Annotated in this window: 18 protein-coding genes; 16 read left to right on the top strand and 2 right to left on the bottom strand. The window is 68.2% G+C overall.

Going from position 1 to position 16,968, the window contains the following annotated elements; translation table 11 throughout:
* The first annotated feature begins 90 nt into the window (after positions 1 to 90).
* Complete coding sequence (locus tag ASF26_RS05895; protein WP_056250748.1) at positions 91 to 474, top strand: flagellar biosynthesis repressor FlbT; 384 nt, start codon at positions 91 to 93, stop codon at positions 472 to 474.
* A gap of 21 nt (positions 475 to 495) precedes the next feature.
* Here the strand turns inward: ASF26_RS05895 and ASF26_RS05890 are convergent, their stop codons facing one another.
* Positions 496 to 843 carry a hypothetical protein gene (locus tag ASF26_RS05890; RefSeq protein ID WP_056250746.1) on the bottom strand — a complete coding sequence of 116 codons (348 nt, stop codon included), beginning with the start codon at positions 841 to 843 and terminating at the stop codon, positions 496 to 498.
* Between the two features lie 397 nt (positions 844 to 1,240).
* On the opposite strand from ASF26_RS05890, the gene ASF26_RS05885 reads away from it, so the two are divergent.
* The 3 genes from ASF26_RS05885 (at position 1,241) to ASF26_RS23375 (ending at position 3,081) form a co-directional block, all read left to right on the top strand.
* Positions 1,241 to 1,693: a tellurite resistance TerB family protein gene (locus ASF26_RS05885; RefSeq protein WP_026175937.1), complete on the top strand. Its 453-nt coding sequence runs from the start codon at positions 1,241 to 1,243 to the stop codon at positions 1,691 to 1,693.
* A gap of 507 nt (positions 1,694 to 2,200) precedes the next feature.
* Positions 2,201 to 2,521, top strand: coding sequence for a hypothetical protein (locus ASF26_RS05880; RefSeq protein WP_056250745.1), 321 nt, complete (start codon positions 2,201 to 2,203; stop codon positions 2,519 to 2,521).
* Positions 2,522 to 2,814: 293 nt separating this feature from the next.
* Entirely contained in the window at positions 2,815 to 3,081 is a 267-nt protein-coding gene (locus ASF26_RS23375; protein WP_082477531.1) for a hypothetical protein, read from the top strand.
* A 163-nt stretch (positions 3,082 to 3,244) separates the two neighbouring features.
* Here the strand turns inward: ASF26_RS23375 and ASF26_RS05870 are convergent, their stop codons facing one another.
* On the bottom strand, positions 3,245 to 3,649 hold the full coding sequence (locus tag ASF26_RS05870; RefSeq protein WP_056250743.1) for a hypothetical protein: 405 nt from the start codon (positions 3,647 to 3,649) through the stop codon (positions 3,245 to 3,247).
* A 155-nt stretch (positions 3,650 to 3,804) separates the two neighbouring features.
* Between ASF26_RS05870 and ASF26_RS05865 the strand changes: the two genes are divergently transcribed.
* The 12 genes from ASF26_RS05865 to ASF26_RS05810 all read left to right on the top strand — a co-directional run bounded on the left by ASF26_RS05865 (position 3,805) and on the right by ASF26_RS05810 (position 16,967).
* The gene (locus ASF26_RS05865) at positions 3,805 to 4,092 is read left to right on the top strand and encodes an MTH1187 family thiamine-binding protein (RefSeq protein ID WP_018043812.1); all 288 of its coding nucleotides are present in this window, start codon (positions 3,805 to 3,807) and stop codon (positions 4,090 to 4,092) included.
* Between the two features lie 66 nt (positions 4,093 to 4,158).
* Positions 4,159 to 5,088, top strand: a complete 930-nt coding sequence (locus tag ASF26_RS05860) for an aldo/keto reductase (protein WP_056250741.1) — start codon at positions 4,159 to 4,161, stop codon at positions 5,086 to 5,088.
* Positions 5,072 to 5,821 (top strand): NADPH-dependent F420 reductase, encoded by a 750-nt coding sequence (locus tag ASF26_RS05855; protein WP_056250739.1) that lies wholly within the window; start codon positions 5,072 to 5,074, stop codon positions 5,819 to 5,821. The genes ASF26_RS05860 and ASF26_RS05855 overlap by 17 nt, the downstream gene beginning before the upstream one ends.
* Positions 5,822 to 5,847: 26 nt before the next feature.
* On the top strand, positions 5,848 to 7,203 hold the full coding sequence (locus ASF26_RS05850; RefSeq protein WP_200925888.1) for an MFS transporter: 1,356 nt from the start codon (positions 5,848 to 5,850) through the stop codon (positions 7,201 to 7,203).
* A gap of 22 nt (positions 7,204 to 7,225) precedes the next feature.
* On the top strand, positions 7,226 to 7,693 hold the full coding sequence (locus tag ASF26_RS05845; RefSeq protein WP_056250736.1) for a low molecular weight protein-tyrosine-phosphatase: 468 nt from the start codon (positions 7,226 to 7,228) through the stop codon (positions 7,691 to 7,693).
* 16 nt (positions 7,694 to 7,709) lie between these two features.
* Complete coding sequence (locus tag ASF26_RS05840) at positions 7,710 to 8,510, top strand: fructosamine kinase family protein (RefSeq protein WP_056250734.1); 801 nt, start codon at positions 7,710 to 7,712, stop codon at positions 8,508 to 8,510.
* A 192-nt stretch (positions 8,511 to 8,702) separates the two neighbouring features.
* Positions 8,703 to 9,365, top strand: a complete 663-nt coding sequence (locus tag ASF26_RS05835; RefSeq protein WP_056250726.1) for a protein-L-isoaspartate O-methyltransferase — start codon at positions 8,703 to 8,705, stop codon at positions 9,363 to 9,365.
* Positions 9,366 to 9,656: 291 nt separating this feature from the next.
* Positions 9,657 to 11,051 carry a TolC family outer membrane protein gene (locus ASF26_RS05830; RefSeq protein ID WP_056250725.1) on the top strand — a complete coding sequence of 465 codons (1,395 nt, stop codon included), beginning with the start codon at positions 9,657 to 9,659 and terminating at the stop codon, positions 11,049 to 11,051.
* A gap of 135 nt (positions 11,052 to 11,186) precedes the next feature.
* The gene (locus ASF26_RS05825; RefSeq protein ID WP_200925886.1) at positions 11,187 to 11,789 is read left to right on the top strand and encodes a DUF2497 domain-containing protein; all 603 of its coding nucleotides are present in this window, start codon (positions 11,187 to 11,189) and stop codon (positions 11,787 to 11,789) included.
* A gap of 97 nt (positions 11,790 to 11,886) precedes the next feature.
* Entirely contained in the window at positions 11,887 to 14,622 is a 2,736-nt protein-coding gene (locus tag ASF26_RS05820; RefSeq protein WP_056250723.1) for a valine--tRNA ligase, read from the top strand.
* The gene (locus ASF26_RS05815) at positions 14,619 to 15,341 is read left to right on the top strand and encodes a DUF2459 domain-containing protein (protein WP_056250722.1); all 723 of its coding nucleotides are present in this window, start codon (positions 14,619 to 14,621) and stop codon (positions 15,339 to 15,341) included. Before ASF26_RS05820 ends, ASF26_RS05815 begins: the two co-directional genes overlap by 4 nt.
* Positions 15,342 to 15,434: 93 nt before the next feature.
* A complete protein-coding gene (locus ASF26_RS05810) occupies positions 15,435 to 16,967 on the top strand; it encodes a Do family serine endopeptidase (protein WP_056250720.1) in 1,533 nt (510 codons plus the stop codon).
* Position 16,968 lies beyond the last annotated feature (1 nt).

Here is a 16,968-nt window from a genome sequence, read left to right as displayed (position 1 = left end):
GCGCACCGACACGCGGGGACCGGCCGTCAGGGCCGGCCCCCGCGCTATCCGACGATCGACCAGGCCCGTTTCCAGAAGGGATGCACCACCATGGCCCTGCGCCTCGACCTCAAGCCCTACGAGGGCCTCCTCATCAACGGCGCGCTCATCCGCAACGGATCGCGGCGCTCCGACTTCCTCATCGAGACCCACTGCAAGTTCCTGCGCGAATCCGAGGTCATCAAGGAGAGCGAGGCCGACACGCCCGCGAAGATGCTCTGCGTCACCCTGCAGATGCTCTACCTCGCCGACGACCCGGCCGAGGCCGAGGATCTCTTCGCCCGCCAGGCGACAGAGATCATGCGGATGAGCCCGGCGCTCGCCCCCCACCTTCTCGCGATCCACGATGCGATCGCGGACCGCCGCTACCATGGGGCGATCAAGCTGGGCCGCGCCCTCGTGGCCGCCGAGCGAAGCTTCGCCGAGGCCGCGTGACCGACCAGGGCGCTCGTTTTCTTACGAGCGCGGCTTTGGAAGGCGTCGATGGGCCAGGATCGTGGGCTGACGCCTCGGCTCGATGAGACCGAGGGGACCCGGCGGCCCCAGAAGCAACTCGTGCGGCGCCGGTCTTGCTTCGCGGGGTATCGCGACCTTCCACAATGCGTCGTCGCCCCTGTCCGTCGACGGGCGCCTATCGACTGCCCCGCGCTCGGGAAGAATCCACAGGATGCCGAAGGCGACGAGGGACGCGATGCCGATCAGGGTCGCATTCCAGTTCGGGGCTTCCTGGATCATCAGCACGACGAGGCCGCCTACGGCAATGACCGCAGCGTACGCCCTATTCGTGTGCCGGTCCCAGGTCATCCCTCATGTGCTCCGGCATACATCGCCATCGGGTGAAGGCATTTCGTCAAATTTTTGCTGTCGCCGATTTGATCGATAACTTAGATGTATGATTCGAATACGTGATCCGGCTTTCGAAGAACGAGGTGGCATCGACACATAACGCCCCCGTTTCTGATCTTCGTCACGGACGTTCTAATTGAAACGAGGGGGCGACCCGGACAGTTCCAGCCGTCATCGCCCTGTCGACGGGGCCGCGCGGCGGGGTGATCCCGCCATGCCGTGAATGCGCCGCTTACCCGCCGGACCGAAGAAAGCGCGTGCGTTCGACGAAGGAAGTTTGCATACGACGCCGATGGGCAGGCTCGCGCGTTGCTGCTTCACGGCCCCTCGGCCGGACCGCTCCATGGAGTCCGTGATGGGCATCTTTCAGAACCTTCTCGAACACGTCACCGCCTATGTCGGTGACAAGACGCTCATGCAGGCGGCCGTGTCGGCGGCCTCGAACGTGATCGTGGCCGACAGCGAAGTGGACGAAGGTGAGGTCGAGGTCGCCCTCGCGGCCATGCGCGCCAATCCGATCATCGAGAAGGGCTACGACACGCTGATGCTGGAGGCGGAGCTGTTCGACGGCATCGCGCGGGCTCGGACCCGCGTCGGACGGGCGGACAATCTGAGCCGCGTGGCCGCCATCGCGGACCGATCCCTCGAACAGCGGAACGGGGTGTTTCTGATCGCCGCCGATGCCGCCGACCATGAGGGAATCAGCGACGTCGAGCACCAGGCCCTCGAGGAGATCGCCGAAGCGCTTTCCGTCGACAAGGAGACACTACTCCGGCTGGCTCCCGTGAGGCCGTCCAACCCGTCGTGACCCGGCCGACGCGCCGCGTCCGTCGGTCGCTCCGGCTCGATGCGACGGCTCCCCATCGCTCTCGCGTCGGTCGAGTGTGCTTCCGGGGCGACACCAAATGGTTAAAATCATATTAACCATTCATGACGACCCCACGTTAGAGATCCTTCGACTATAGAGCCGGCATTCAACCCCTGCCGGTCATCGCCATGATCCTCGCTTCCCGCAACATCGTCAACGAACACCGTGAAATCGCGGCCATCGCGATCACTTATGGAATCTTCCTGAGCGGGATCATGCTCCTCACTTGGACGATGGCCTGACGCAGCCTGCCGAGCGGCCCGAGGCCCGGTCCGGCCGCCCGTGTGGCGTTGACGGACGGCATCGCAATCTTCTGCGGCTGACGGCAACGGGCTGAGCATCCCCTGGACGGGGATGGCCGGACGATATGGCGGGCCGAATGCCCGTCTCCGGCAAGGAACTGTTGCGCCTTCAAAGATGTTCGTCCATCCAAATCGGAGGACATGAATGTCTGACAGCGCCTTAGCCTCGGTCGTCGTCCCTTCTCTCCGGGCTGCCCGCTCGGCCAGGGAACGGCTGGCTCGCGCCGGATTCGCCCGCAACAGCATCGATATCGAACGCCACGATGACGCGTTCGAAGTCTCCATCAGCACGAAGAAGGAGAATCTGGATCGCGCTCAGAACATCCTTCTGGGCAACCCCGTCGTCGATGACCTTCGCGATGCCGGCTCGCGCGCGCTCGGCGCCTTCCACGACAATCGGCCCCTCGCGCTGGGCCTCGCGGCCCTAGCGGGCTTTGCCATCTTCCATTTTTCGAAGAAGCGGTGAAGCCGGCCGACGAGCGAGAGGGCGAACTCCGCAGTCGCGTGCCGGGAGACGCGGGCCGCTTTGCTGCGGGCCGCGTCGGCGTTTAGAGTGCGCCCCATGAGCCATGAACCGATCCGCCGGTTGTCATCGCGTGCCGCCTCGGCATGGCGATACTCGGCGGATCGTCCATGACGATGACGGCTCCTGTTTTCGCTCAATCCCCGTCGCCGCCCGCCGCCGTGAACAACTGGGCGGATCTTCGCGCGACGCTCGCCTCCTGCTGGTCGGTTCCACCGGATACCAGGGGATCGCTGATGGCGTTTCTGTTCGGCATCCGGAAGACCGGTGAGCTGCGCGGCCCGCCCCTCGTCACGGCACGCCGCCTCGAAGGCGATCAGGAAGCCAGGAAACGATATGAGGAGGCCGCGAGGGACGCCGTGTCCCGGTGCTTTCCCATCACGGTGACCCCGTCCTTCGGCGCCATCCTGGGCGAGAGCCCCATCCGCCTGCGCTTCGTCAATACGCCGCCGACGGCCGCCTATCAGATCAACGGCAACATCACGATCTTCGCGCCGCCCTGATCGGCCGGGATCGCATGGGACGTCCGGGGCTACCGACTTGGCGCCGTTCCGTCCGGCCTGGATGATCGGGCAGGGACGTCAGCGCCGAGTCGACGCAAAAAAGGGCCGCCTCGCGGCGACCCCTTCCTTGCCGGATCCAGTCTCGGCCAAATCCAGTCCCGGCTCAGTAGCCGTAATAACCACCGTAGCCGTAACCATAGGCCGGCGCGGGGGCGTAACCGCCGTAATAGCCGACGGGGCGGCCATAACCGTAACCGTCATAGCCACCATTGTAGGCGCCGGCCGCGATGGCTCCGGCAGCCAGACCGGCGACGCCGAGACCGATGACGGCGCCCGGACCGATGCCGCGACGGCCATATCCGTAACCCCGGCCGTAGCCGCCGCCATAGCGACCGTAACCACCGCTGTAACGGCCATAGCCGCCGCGATGACCGTATCCACCGTGGCCGCCGAAGCCACCGTGGCCGTATCCGCCGCCATGGCCCCAGCCACGGGCTTCCGCAGGGGCTGCCGCCAGGAGGGCACCGAGGCTGACGGCCGCGGCCGATAGAAGTGTGAGCTTGCGCATTCGAAATGTCCTGTTGTGAGATATGTTCATCAACGGACCGGGCGCCGGGCCGTTCCCATCGTCCCCTAGGTGCTGGCGACGCAGACCTATGAGCGGCCTACGAGATCACGGGGATCGGCCGTTCCGTTTCACCTGCATTCCCGAGGAGAACGTCCATGAAAGTCGTCGCGGATCTGTGCATCGTGCCCATGGGCGTCGGCCCCTCGGTCTCCTCCTACGTGAAGGAGATCAAGACCATCCTTGAGGCCAGCCACCTCAACGCCGAGATGCATGCCAACGGCACGAACATCGAGGGCGAGCTCGCCGACATCTGCCGGCTCATCGAACTCTGCGAGGAGAAGCTGAGCCAGCTCGGCGTCCAGCGCGTCTTCTTCACCATGGCCTTCTCGTCGCGGCGGGACAAAGAACAGTCCATGGCCGACAAGCTGACGGCCGTTTCCTGATCCGTTGGCACCTTGGCGGCGCAGCGGCGTTGGTCCTACCCGATCCCCGATGAGGACCGAGCCCGCATGCATCCGTCCCGACGTGTGTTCCTGGCCGGTGCCGGCCTCGCTCCCCTAATAGCGCCGCTGCTGCCGCGTGCCGCGTCCCCGGCCCGTGCGGAGGAGGGCGGTCTGATCCGCCGCGCCATCCCTTCTTCCGGCGAGATGCTCCCCGCCATGGGGATCGGCACCTCGCGCCGCTACGAGGTCGAGCCGGTTCCTGAGAAGATCGCGCCCCTGCGCGAGGCGGTGCAGCGGTTCGTGGCGCTCGGCGGGTCGGTCATCGACACGGCGCCGAGCTACGGCACCGCCGAGGACGTCCTCGGCCAGATCCTGTCCCAGGACGGTCTGCGCGAGAAGGTGTTCCTCTGCAGCAAGGTCGGAACACCCGGTCGCGAGGCCGGCGCGGCCGAGATCTCGCGCTCCTTCCGCCGCATGGCCACCGACAGGATCGACCTCGTCGCGGTCCACAACCTCAGTGACACGGCGACGAACCTCGCCACCTTGCGGGATCTGAAGGCCGACAAGACAATCCGCTACATCGGCGTCACGGTCTGGCGCGACAGCCAGTTCGCGGATCTCGAGGCGGTGATGCGGCGCGAGACGATGGATTTCATCCAGGTCAATTACGCCCTCGACGACCGCCGCGCCGCCGAGCGCATCCTGCCGCTGGCGAAAGAGCGCGGCATGGCGGTGATGGTGAACGTACCCTTCGGGCGCGATCGCCTGTTCAAGGCCGTTCAGGGGCGCGACCTGCCGCCCTGGACGGCGGAGTTCGGCTGCGCGACCTGGCCGCAATTCTTCCTGAAATACGTCCTCGCCCACGAGGCCGTCACCTGCCCGATCCCCGGCATGGCCAAGGCGGCCTATGTCGAGGACAATCTCGGCGCGGCCCGCGGCCGGTTGCCCGATGCCGCCCAGCGAACCCGAATGGAGGCCTATGTCGACGCGCTCTGATGTCCTCAACCGCCGTGCCGTCGTCGCTCTCGCAGGCGGCTTTCTCGCTGCTTCGAGCCTTCTGGCATCACCCCGTCCCGCCTCGGCCCAGGCTGCACCGCAGCCGGTCCGCATCGGCATCGTCGGGGCCGGCAATATCGGCGGCACGATCGGTAGCCTCTGGGCGAAGGCCGGCCACGAGGTGATGCTGTCCTCGCGTCACCCCGAGGAGTTGAAGGGCCTCGTCGAGGCGCTCGGGCCGAAGGCGAGGGCGGGCAGCCCGGCCGAAGCCATCGCGTTCGGCGACGTCATCCTCGTCGCGGTGCCCTACAAGGCCTATCCGCAGCTGGCGCAGGACCATGGAGCCGCGCTCAAGGGCAAGGTGGTGATCGATGCCGGCAACGCGACCCAGGCCCGTGACGGAGAGGTCTATGGTGAGGTCCAGGCCAACGGCATCGCGGCGGTCTCGGCCAAATATCTGAACGGGGCGAAGGTCGTCCGGGCCTTCAACGCGGCCAATTACAAGGTCTTCGCCAAGAACGCCCATCGCCAAGGCGGACGCATGGCGATCCCCATCGCCGGCGACGATCCCGCGGCGCTCGCGATCGCTTCCCAACTCGTCAAGGATGCGGGCTTCGATCCGGTGGAGGTCGGGCCGCTCGCCAAGGCGGACAGCTTCGCCATGGGCTCCCCCGGCTTCGGCCTCGACCTGAATGCGGAGGAATCGCGGGCACGACTCGGGGTCACCCGTTGAGCGACGGGCCAGGGCCGGCGAAGCCGCTGACCGCCGGACGCGGCGGCTACGTCCCGCCCTGGCTGCGGCGGCTCATCGACGTACGGGCGGAGGAGGTTCCGGCCCTTGCTTGGTCCTGGGCCTACATCTTCTCGATCCTGGCGGCCTACTACGTCCTCCGGCCGATCCGCGACCAGATGGGTGTCGCCAGCGGGATCGAGAACCTGCCCTGGCTGTTCACCGGCACCCTGGTCGGCATGCTGGCCGTCAACGTCCCCTTCGCCTGGCTGGTGAAGACCCTGCCGCGCGCCCGATTCGTGCCGCTGACCTATCGGTTCTTCGCTGCCAACATCGTGCTGTTCGCCGGGGCGCTCTACCTCGCCGGACCGGAGGGCGACGTCTGGATCGGCCGGGCCTTCTTCATCTGGCTCTCAATCTTCAATCTGTTCGTAGTCTCGGTGTTCTGGGCCACCATCGTCGATGTGTTCTCCACCGAGCAGGGCAAGCGCCTGTTCGGCTTCATCGCGGCCGGCGCGACCCTCGGGGCGATCGCCGGATCGGCGACGACGGCGATCCTCGCCCGAGACGTGCCGACCTGGGTGCTCCTCATCGGCGCGGCCCTGCTCCTCGAGGCGGCGGTGTTCAGCATGCGCGGCCTTGCGCGCCTGTCCGACCGCCTGAACCGGGCTCCCGTCTCGGGCGACGCCGCCCCGGCGGAGGCCATCGGAGGCAGCGCGTTCGCGGGTATCACCCGCACCTTCCAATCGCCCTACCTCCTCAATATCGGGCTGTTCCTGCTGCTGTTCTCGGTGACCTCGACCTTCCTGTATTTCGAGCAGGCGGGCATCGCCAAGCGCAGCTTCCCCGATCGCGGCTCGCAGACGGCCTTCTTCGCCAGGGTCGATCTGCTGGTGAACCTGCTCACCCTCGGCGTGCAGTTCTTCTTCACCGGCCGGATCGTGCGGCGCATCGGGGTCGGCCCCGCCCTCGCGCTCCTGCCGGCGGCGAGCATCCTCGGATTCGCGGCGCTCGCCCTCTCGCCCACGATCACGGCCATCGTCGCGTTCCAGGTCTACCGGCGGGCCGGCAACTTCGCCATCGCCCGGCCGATCCGCGAGGTGCTGTTCACGGTCGTCCCGCGTGAGGATCGCTACAAGGCGAAGAACTTCATCGACACCGTGGTCTACCGTACCGGCGACCAGATCGGCGCTTGGTCCTTCCAGGGAATCGGAGCGCTGGGCCTCGGTTCGACGGCCGTGGCCATCGCGGCGGTTCCCCTCTCGGTGGCCTGGCTCCTGAACAGCCTCTGGCTCGGCCGCCGCCAGGAGGCGAGGCGGGTCGCGATGGAGGAGGCAGAAGGCTCCGACGGGAATCGGGCGACCGGGCCGTCGCGCGACCGCTGACTTCGACATTCGAGGAGCCGTTATGTCCGCAGCCAAGCCAGCCATCCTGTTCGTGTGCCTGGGCAACATCTGTCGCTCGCCCCTGGCGGAGGCCGCGTTCCGCCTGGAGGCCGAGCGGGCGGGCCTCGACGCCGAGGTCGATTCGGCCGGCACCGGCGGCTGGCATGCGGGCGAACCGCCCGACCCGCGCGCCCAGGCCGTCGCCCGGCGCAACGGCGTCGACATCTCCGGCTACCGTGCGCGTCAGGTCGAGCCGGCGGATTTTGCCCGCTTCAGCCATATCGTCGCCCTTGATGGCGACAATCTCGCCGTGCTGCGCCGGCTTCGTCCCAAAGAGGGCGCCGCGCTGTCGCTTCTCCTCGACCATGTGCCGGGGCGCAGGGGCGAGGCAGTCGCCGACCCCTATTACGGCGCCGATGCGGGGTTCGACGCCACCTGGGCCGACGTGACCCTGGCCGCCCGCCACCTCGTGCGCGCGCTCACGACATGACGCCTCTGGCCGAGCCATGATGCCACTGGCAGAGCGCGGAGCGGCATTGCTCGGGCGCCGGCTGGTGCGGGCCGACCCCATGAGCGGCGGCAACCTCTCCGGCCTCGTGCGGATCCTGCTCGACGACGGCAGTGCGGCCATCGTCAAGGACGGACCCGATCCGCCGGCGGAGGCCGGGATGCTCCGCGCGATCCGCGCCGCCGGCATCCCCGCGCCGGAGGTGTTCGCGGCCGACCTGCGCACCCTCGTGATCGAGCCCCTGCCGGCCGGCGGCGGCAACGCGGATGCGGATCTCGGCCGCGTGATGGCGCGCCTCCATGCCGTGACCGGCGAACGTTACGGCTGGAACCGTGATTACGCCTTCGGGACGGTGCGGATCGACAATCACGGAAGCGAGGATTGGCCCGACTTCTGGGCCGAGCGGCGCCTCCTCTGCCACGCTCCTCATCTCGACCCCACGCTCAGGCGAAGGATCGAGGCCCTGGCGAGGGCGCTCCCCGAGCGTCTCCCGGCCCGTCCGCGTCCGGCCCTGCTGCATGGCGACCTGTGGAGCGGCAACGTCCTCACCGATGGCGGCCGCGTTTCCGGGCTCATCGACCCCGCCTGCTACCACGGCCATGCCGAGGTGGACCTCGCCATGCTGTCCCTGTTCGGCATGCCCGGCCCCGCCTTCCGCGAGGCGTATGGCGAGGCCGAACCGGGCATGGCGGAGCGCAGGGCGATTTACCGCTTGTGGCCGGCGCTGGTGCATCTGCGCCTGTTCGGATCGGGCTACCGCTCCATGGTCGAGGCGCTGCTCGACGCCACCGGCTGCTGAAACCTCCGCGCGTCCCATCGGACCGGAAGCGCGGCGCTCTTCGCGCGACACGAACCGCACCGCGAACCTTGCGTTTTCAGGGCCGATCCCCGACAACCCGGCAAGCTTCGGCGCTGGCGTCCGGCTCCTTCCGAATGTCCGGATGAGGCGGAGGGGCGCCTACGGTCGATGCGGCGAGGGAAGACGAGACCCATGCTCGATTACGCGCAGGCGCGACGCCTCATGGTGGATTGTCAGTTGCGGACCTTCGACGTCAACGACATCCCGGTCCTCGACGCGTTCGAAGCCGTGCCGCGCGAGCGCTTCGTGCCGCAGGGCCGCGAGGACTTCGCCTATATCGACCAATCCCTGCGCATCACCGGGCAGGACCCGGCGACGGATCGCGTTATCCCGGCGCCGATGCTTCTCGCCCGCATGATTCAGGCGCTCCAGCTCACGCCGGGGAAGGTCGCCCTCGACGTCGCCACCGGCTACGGCTACGCCGCCGCCATCATGCGGCAGCTAGGGGCTCGGGTGGTCGCCCTCGAATCCGACGACGCCATCGCCGCCGAGGCGGAGAGCCGCCTATCGGCAACGGACGGAATCGAGATCGTTCGCGGCCCCCTGCCGGCGGGCGCGGCGAAGGCGGGACCGTTCGACGCCATCCTCGTCAATGGCCGCGTCGAGACGCGGCCCCAATCCCTCCTCGACCAGCTGAAGGATGGCGGACGCCTCGCCTGTGTGCTGGGCCGCGACAAGGCCGCGAAGGCCACCCTGTTCATCCGGACCGGGGACGCGTTCGGCGCGCGTCCGCTCTTCGATGCGTCGCTGCCCGCCCTGTCGGCCTTCAGTCCGGAATCCAGCTTCTCCTTCTGAGCGGGCTCGGCAAAAACGGTCGCCTGTTTCGCGTCCCGAAACCCGCGACTCTTCAAAGCCCTGTGCGAGGGGAAGCGTTGGCCCGCCCATGCGAACCAGCTTGGCGGCGAGGATCAGGTGTCGCTTTTATGCGGCACTGCGCCATCAATCTCCTGCCTAATCCCTCTCCGCCGATGCCCTGAAGCACAACCTCCGCTAAGCTGACCTGTGAGGCGGGCAATCCGGATGGCACCCTAGGCGCTATGGCTGTGATGAACAGCCGACCGGTTCATCGAGAAACCGCAAGGGCAGATGGACGTGAGACAACGCAAACTTGCGAAAAGCTTCCGGCTACGGCTGGGTGGCTTCGCCGCGCTGACGCTCGCCGCCGCCTCTCCGGCCGTGGCCGAGACGCTGGATAGCGCGCTGGCCCGTGCCTATGGCGCCAACCCGGCGCTGAACGCATCGCGTGCGGGACTGCGCGCCACCGACGAGAACGTCGCGCAGGCCAAGGCCGGCTACCGTCCCACCGTGAGCCTCGACGCCGATATCGGGCTCAGCCAGTTTCAGGGCCGCATTAGCGGCGCGACCCTCAATCAGGCGACCAAGCCCGGCGGGGCGGGGCTGACGATCAACCAGACCCTGTTCAACGGCTTTCAGACCGACAACCAGACCCGCCGCGCCGAATCGGACGTGCTCGGAACGCGCGAATCGCTGCGCTCCACCGAGATGACGACCCTGTTCAACGCCGCCCAGATCTACATGTCGGTCCTGAGCGACACGGCGACCCTGGAGCTTCGCCGTAACAACGTCGAGGTGCTCGAAGAGCAGCTGCGCCAGACCCGCGACCGCTTCAATGTCGGCGAGGTCACCCGGACCGACGTGGCCCAGGCCGAGGCCCGCCTCGCCGGCGCGCGCTCCGACGTCAGCGGCGCGGAGGCCAATCTGCGCGCCAGCATCGGCACCTATCGGCGCATCATCGGCGTCGAGCCGCGCCAGCTCGCGCCGGGACGGCCCCTCGACCGGTTCGTGCCGCCGAACCTCGACAGCGCCATCTCCATCGGCCTGAAGGAACACCCGCAGATCCTGTCCTCGATGCACGCGGTGGACGTGGCCGAGGCGCAGGTGAAGATCTTCGAGGGTCAGCTCGCTCCGAGCGCCGCCCTCCAGGGTAGCGTCCAGCAGCGCTACGACACACAGTTCCCGGGCGATAACGGCGTGACCGCCTCCATCGTCGGCCGCATCTCGGTTCCGCTCTACGAGGGCGGCCAGACCTATTCGCAGATCCGTCAGGCCAAGGAGCTGGTCGGCCAGGCCCGCATCAACGTCGAGGACATCCGCGACCAGGTCCGTTCGGCCATCGTCACCGCCTGGGGCCGGCTGGAAGCGGCCAAGGCGCAGGTCATCGCCTCGCAGGCCCAGGTTCAGGCCAACGAAGTGGCGTTGAACGGCGTGCGCGAGGAAGCCCGCGTCGGCCAGCGTACCACCCTCGACGTCCTGAACGCCCAGCAGGAACTCCTGAACTCGCGGGTGAACCTCATTCTCGCCCAGCGCGACCGTGTGGTGAACTCCTATGGCGTGGTCCAGACCGTGGGCCGCCTGACCGTGCGCTTCACGTCGATCCCGGTGGTGGCCTACAGCCCGAAGGAGCATTTCGACCAGGTCAAGGATCTCTGGTACGGCGTGCGCACGCCCGACGGGCGCTGACGGTCGCAAGGAACCCGCGAGGCACCGGTGTTATCCTGTGCCTTGCGCCCGGCCGGTGCTTGTTTCGGGCGTCCGTGGTGAAATACTCAGGGTGACCGAAATACTTCTTTAACCATGTGACCGAGCGTCGTCCGGATGAGTGCAGCGAGCCCCAAGGCGCCGGACAAGGCCCCGGAACCCTCAATGGAGGAGATCCTGGCGTCCATTCGCCGGATCATCGCCGACGACCAGAACGCCAAGGCGGAGGTTGTCGCGCCGGTACGCTCCCCTCCGCCACTACCGGAGAACGACGACGTGCTCGACCTCGCCGAGGTCGCACAGCCGCGGAAGCCCCAGCCCGCTCCCATCGAGGAACCGGAGATCGACTTCGCCGAGAGCGGCCAGATCGATTTCGATTCGATCTCCTTCGACGACGACGAGCCCGAACCAGAGCCCCTGCCGCCGCCACCGGTGGTGCGTCAGCCCGAGCCGCCCCGCGCCGCCCCCCGCCCCGAGCCGGTGGAGGCCCCGCGCGAGAGCCTGAAGCAGCGCCTCGTGTCCGACATCACCGATGCCAGCGTCGGCCATGCGTTCCAGCTTCTCGCCGGTACGAGGGTGAGCCAGAATGCCCGGACCATCGAGGACATGGTGCAGGACATGCTCCGGCCGATGCTGCAATCCTGGCTCGACGACAACCTGCCGCGCATGGTCGAACGCCTCGTCCGCGCCGAGATCGAGCGCGTGGCGCGGGGCCGCTGACCGCCCTGCGATGTTGACGCGGGGGGCGTGACGGGGTGAAAGCGGGCCAACACGCGGCCTGACGGTCGCCTCGCACGAACTGGCCCGACGCAAGCCCATGATGGACAAGACCTTCGATCCCGCCGCCGTCGAGGCGCGCATCGCGTCCGCCTGGGAGGCGGGTGACGCATTCAAGGCCGGCAGGCCGGAGCGCGCGGACGCCCGGCCCTTCACCATGGTGATCCCGCCGCCGAACGTCACCGGCAGCCTGCATATGGGCCACGCCCTCAACAACACCCTGCAGGACATCCTCTGCCGGTTCGAGCGCATGCGCGGGCGCGACGTGCTGTGGCAGCCGGGCACGGACCATGCCGGCATCGCGACCCAGATGGTGGTGGAGCGCCGCCTCGCCGAGGCGAAGGAGCCGGGCCGGCGCGAGCTCGGCCGCGAGGCCTTCGTCGAGAAGGTCTGGGCCTGGAAGGCCGAATCCGGCGGGGCCATCGTCAACCAGCTGAAGCGGCTGGGTGCCTCCTGCGACTGGTCGCGCGAGCGCTTCACCATGGGCCTGTCCGGCCAGCCCGACGACCAGATGGTCCGCGCCGTCACCAAGACCTTCGTCGATCTCCACGCCCAAGGGCTGATCTACCGCGACAAGCGGCTCGTGAACTGGGACCCGAAGTTCCAGACCGCGATCTCGGATCTCGAAGTGCTGCAGGTCGAGGTGAAGGGCCATCTCTGGCACTTCGATTATCCGATCGTCGACGAGGCCGGAAACGAGACCGGCGCGGTCATCACGGTGGCCACCACCCGGCCCGAGACCATGCTGGGCGACACGGCGGTGGCGGTCCATCCAGACGACGAGCGCTACACCCATCTCGTCGGCAAGCACGTGCGGCTGCCGCTGGTCGGCCGCCTCATCCCCATCGTCGCCGACACCTATTCGGACCCGGAGAAGGGCACGGGTGCCGTCAAGATCACGCCCGCGCACGACTTCAACGATTTCGAGGTGGGCAAGCGGGCCGGCTGCACGCCGATTAACATCCTGGATCCGGAAGCGCGCATAACCCTGGACGGGAATGCGGCTTTCCTGAAGGACTCGAACCCGGAGCCGGAGGCCCTGGCCCTGCACGGCCTCGACCGGTTCGAGGCGAGGAAGCGCGTCGTCGCCCTGATGGAAGCGCGCGAGCGGCTGCGGCTCACCGAGCCCAACACCCATGCGGTGCCGCATGGCGACCGTTCGAACGTCGTCATCGAGCCCTACCTTACGGACCAATGGTACGTGAACGTGAAGCCCCTGGCCGAGCGCGCCCTCCAGGCGGTGCGCGACGGGCAGACCAGGTTCGTTCCGGAGAATTACGAGCGGACCTTCTTCCAGTGGCTGGAGAACATCGAGCCCTGGTGCATCTCGCGCCAGCTCTGGTGGGGCCACCAGATCCCGGTCTGGTACGACGACGAGGGCGGCATCTTCGTGGCCTCCAGCGAGGTCGAGGCGCAGGCACAGGCCGATGCGAAGCACGGACGCGCCGTTGCTCTACGCCGGGACGAGGATGTCCTCGACACGTGGTTCTCCTCCGCCCTGTGGCCGTTCTCGACGCTGGGCTGGCCCGATGCGACGCCGGAGCTCGACCGCTACTATCCCACCGACACCCTGGTCACCGGCAAGGACATCATCTTCTTCTGGGTCGCCCGGATGATGATGCTCGGCCTCCACGTCACCGACCGGGTGCCGTTCGCCACGGTCTATCTCCACACCCTGGTGCGCGACGCGTCGGGCGCCAAGATGTCGAAGTCGAAGGGCAACGTCGTCGATCCCCTCGGCCTCATCGACCAGTACGGCGCCGATGCCCTCCGTTTCACCCTGGCCGCCATGGCCGCGCAGGGCAGGGACATCAAGCTCGCGGTGAACCGCGTCGAGGGCTACCGCAACTTCGCGACCAAGCTCTGGAACGCCTCGCGCTTCGCCGAGATGAACGGCTGCGTGCTCCGCGCCGATTACCGCCCGGAAGACGCCACCGAGACCCTGAACCGCTGGGCCCTGGGCGAGGCCGCGCGCGCCGTGGCCGAGGTGTCGGCGGCACTCGACGCCTATCGCTTCAACGATGCGGCGGCGGCCGCCTACCGCTTCGTCTGGAACATCTTTTGTGATTGGTATCTCGAACTGGCCAAGCCGGTGCTTCAGGGCGAGAGCGTGGAAGCCGGCCTCAAGGCCGAGACGCAGGCCACGGTGGCGTTCCTGATCGACCAGATCGCCAAGCTGCTGCACCCGTTCATGCCGTTCCTCACCGAGGAGCTCTGGGCGATCAAGGGCGAGGGCATCGCCGAGCGTGGGCTCCTGGCGCTGGCGCCCTGGCCCGACCTGTCGGGGCTGGCGGATGCTCGGGCCGAAGCCGAGATCGGCTGGGTGGTGGACCTCGTCTCCGAGATCCGCTCCGCCCGCTCGGAGACCAACGTGCCGGCCGGCGCCCAGATTCCCCTGGTCATCGTCGGCGCCGACGAGGCCCTGCGGGCGCGGGCAACGCAGTGGCAGGACACGCTCCTGCGCCTCGCCCGCCTGTCGGACATCTCCTTCGCCGAGACCGCGCCGAAGAACGCGGTCCAGCTGCTGGTGCGCGGTTCGGTGGCGGCGCTGCCCCTGGAGGGCATCGTCGACCTCAAGGCCGAGGTCGCCCGCCTGAACAAGGAGGCGGTGAAGGCGGCCTCCGAGATCGGAAAGATCGAGGCCAAGCTCGGCAATGCCGACTTCCTCGCCCGTGCCCCCGACGAGGTGGTGGACGAGCAGCGCGAGCGCCGCGACGCGGAAGCGGCACGTCTGGAGAAGATCCGGGAAGCCCTGGCGCGGTTGTCCGACGCGTGATCCTGCGCCGGCTGGGCCAGGGCCTCGCCGGCCTGTTGGCCCTCCTCGTCCTCGCAGCGATCGTCACGGCGAGGCCCGGCGACCCCGCTCTCTATCCCGCCCCCGACGACGACTCAGAGAAAATCGAACTCGTCAGCCACGGCTGGCATTCGGGTCTCGTGATCCCGCGCGAGGCCCTCACCGGGGAGGGCGCCGGCACGGCTTTGCGGAGCATCGCCACCCGCTTTCGGGCCTATCCGGGGATCGAGTTCGGCTGGGGCGAGGCCCGCTTCTACCGGGCGACGCCGACCCTGGCGCAGTTCGACCTGGGCCTCGCCCTCGAAGCCCTGTTCACCCCCGGCGGCCGCGAGGGCGTCGTCCAGGTGGTGGGCCTCGAAGACGATACCCGCACGAACTTCCCGCATTCGGATATCGTCCCCATCCGGGTCTCGAAGGCCGGCCTCGCCCGTCTGCTCGCCCGCCTCGACGCGAGCTTCCGCCTCGCCGACAATCTCCCCATCGAGGGCGGCCGCGGCCTCTACGGACCGAGCCTGTTCTACGAAGGGCAGGGCCGCTTCAGCGCCGCCAACGTCTGCAACCACTGGGCCGCCCACCTCCTCCACGCCGCCGGCCTGCCGATCACGCCTGTCCTCGACACGCACCCGGCGGGATTGCTGCTGGATCTGAGATGGCGGGCGGGGGTGAGGGCGCTCCCTCTTCCCAACCTGTCCAAACCGTAATCTCGGCGACACGGGCGGGTCAGGCTGAGGTCTCTACATGGAGGGTCATGGCCCCGCTCAGCGGGGACACGACCTTTCCGGAGAGCCCAGTCCATGATCTCGTCCACCTCTCGCCTGCGCCGTAACGCCCTCGCCTCCGTCGCCGCTATCGCCCTGGTGGCGACCGGCGCGGCCGGCGTTGGCCTAACCCAGCCCTCCACCCCTGCCTATGCCCAGGCCCTGTCCAAGAACCCCATCGACGTGCCGGACCATCCGCCCGGCTCCTTCGCCAGCGTGGTCGACAAGGTGAAGCCCGGCGTGGTCGCCGTGAAGGTGAAGCTCGACGACAGCGCCGGCATGGATGACGATGACGGCCCCGGGCAGGGCCAGCAGCAGGTTCCGCCGCAGCTGCGCGAGTTCTTCAAGCGCTTCGGCCAGGGCGGTCCGGGGCAGGGCCAGGGCTTCGGCGGTCCCTCGCCCAAGCGTCAGGGCCAGCGCGGCGCCATGGGCTCGGGCTTCATCATCTCGGCCGACGGCTACGTCGTCACCAACAACCACGTGGTCGACAAGGCCAAGACCGTGCAGGTGACGCTCGACGACAACCGCACCCTCGACGCCAAGGTCATCGGCAAGGACCCCAAGACCGATCTCGCGCTGCTCAAGATCACCGAAGGCGGCACCTTCCCCTACGTCTCGCTGGGCAAGACCGCGCCCCGCGTCGGCGATTGGGTGGTGGCCATCGGCAACCCGTTCGGCCTCGGCGGCACGGTCACCGCCGGCATCGTCTCGGCCCGTGGCCGCGACATCGGCGCCGGCCCCTATGATGACTTCCTCCAGATCGACGCGCCCATCAACAAGGGCAATTCCGGCGGTCCGACCTTCAATGTCGGCGGTGAGGTGGTGGGCGTGAACACTGCCATCGCCTCGCCCTCGGGCGGCAGCGTGGGCCTGGCCTTCGCCATCCCGGCCGAGACCGTCCAGGCGGTGGTCGATCAGCTCCGTGCCGACGGCAAGGTGGCCCGCGGCTACCTCGGCGTGCAGGTCCAGCCGGTGACGAAGGACATCGCCGACGGTCTCGGCCTCGACAAGGCCAAGGGCGCCCTCGTCGATCATGCCGAACCCGGCACCCCGGCGGCCAAGGCCGGCCTCAAATCCGGTGACGTGATCGAATCGGTCAACGGCGCGTCGGTGAACGATGCCCGCGAATTGTCCCGCCGCATCGCCGGCCTGAAGCCCGGCGCCAAGGTGGAACTCGCCTATCTGCGGGCTGGCAAGTCCGACACCGCCACGGTTGAGCTCGGCGCCCTGCCGAACGATCCGAAGGCGGGCAACGATAACCGCAGCAGCTCGACGAGCGACGGCCAGCCGCGCCTGGGCCTCAGCCTCGCCCCGGCCGCGCAGGTCGGTGCCGGCGACGAGGGCGTCGCGGTGATGGATGTCGATCCCGACGGTCCGGCCGCGGCCAAGGGCATCGAGCAGGGCGACATCATCCTCGATGTGGCCGGCTCCAGCGTCTCGAAGCCCTCGGAGATCGCCGAGCGCATCAAGGCGGCCGAGGCCAGCGGCCGCAAGGCGGTGCTGATGCGGGTCAAGAGCACCAAGGGCGTGACCCGCTTCGTCGCCGTAGCCCTCAACAAGGCCGGGTGAA

It is taken from the genome of Methylobacterium sp. Leaf93, from assembly GCF_001422345.1.
GTDB classification, from domain to species: Bacteria; Pseudomonadota; Alphaproteobacteria; order Rhizobiales; family Beijerinckiaceae; genus Methylobacterium; species Methylobacterium bullatum.
Note: the sequence above shows the minus strand (reverse complement) of the source record. Positions and strands in the feature narration are given on the sequence as shown.

Bases quoted from the DNA above. Each gene is read 5' to 3' on its own strand.
- ASF26_RS05895 (WP_056250748.1), top strand. From the start codon at position 91: ATGGCCCTGCGCCTCGACCTCAAGCCCTACGAGGGCCTCCTCATCAAC.
- ASF26_RS05890 (WP_056250746.1), bottom strand. From the start codon at position 843: ATGACCTGGGACCGGCACACGAATAGGGCGTACGCTGCGGTCATTGCC.
- ASF26_RS05885 (WP_026175937.1), top strand. From the start codon at position 1,241: ATGGGCATCTTTCAGAACCTTCTCGAACACGTCACCGCCTATGTCGGT.
- ASF26_RS05880 (WP_056250745.1), top strand. From the start codon at position 2,201: ATGTCTGACAGCGCCTTAGCCTCGGTCGTCGTCCCTTCTCTCCGGGCT.
- ASF26_RS23375 (WP_082477531.1), top strand. From the start codon at position 2,815: ATGGCGTTTCTGTTCGGCATCCGGAAGACCGGTGAGCTGCGCGGCCCG.
- ASF26_RS05870 (WP_056250743.1), bottom strand. From the start codon at position 3,649: ATGCGCAAGCTCACACTTCTATCGGCCGCGGCCGTCAGCCTCGGTGCC.
- ASF26_RS05865 (WP_018043812.1), top strand. From the start codon at position 3,805: ATGAAAGTCGTCGCGGATCTGTGCATCGTGCCCATGGGCGTCGGCCCC.
- ASF26_RS05860 (WP_056250741.1), top strand. From the start codon at position 4,159: ATGCATCCGTCCCGACGTGTGTTCCTGGCCGGTGCCGGCCTCGCTCCC.
- ASF26_RS05855 (WP_056250739.1), top strand. From the start codon at position 5,072: ATGTCGACGCGCTCTGATGTCCTCAACCGCCGTGCCGTCGTCGCTCTC.
- ASF26_RS05845 (WP_056250736.1), top strand. From the start codon at position 7,226: ATGTCCGCAGCCAAGCCAGCCATCCTGTTCGTGTGCCTGGGCAACATC.
- ASF26_RS05840 (WP_056250734.1), top strand. From the start codon at position 7,710: ATGATGCCACTGGCAGAGCGCGGAGCGGCATTGCTCGGGCGCCGGCTG.
- ASF26_RS05835 (WP_056250726.1), top strand. From the start codon at position 8,703: ATGCTCGATTACGCGCAGGCGCGACGCCTCATGGTGGATTGTCAGTTG.
- ASF26_RS05830 (WP_056250725.1), top strand. From the start codon at position 9,657: ATGGACGTGAGACAACGCAAACTTGCGAAAAGCTTCCGGCTACGGCTG.
- ASF26_RS05825 (WP_200925886.1), top strand. From the start codon at position 11,187: ATGAGTGCAGCGAGCCCCAAGGCGCCGGACAAGGCCCCGGAACCCTCA.
- ASF26_RS05820 (WP_056250723.1), top strand. From the start codon at position 11,887: ATGATGGACAAGACCTTCGATCCCGCCGCCGTCGAGGCGCGCATCGCG.
- ASF26_RS05810 (WP_056250720.1), top strand. From the start codon at position 15,435: ATGATCTCGTCCACCTCTCGCCTGCGCCGTAACGCCCTCGCCTCCGTC.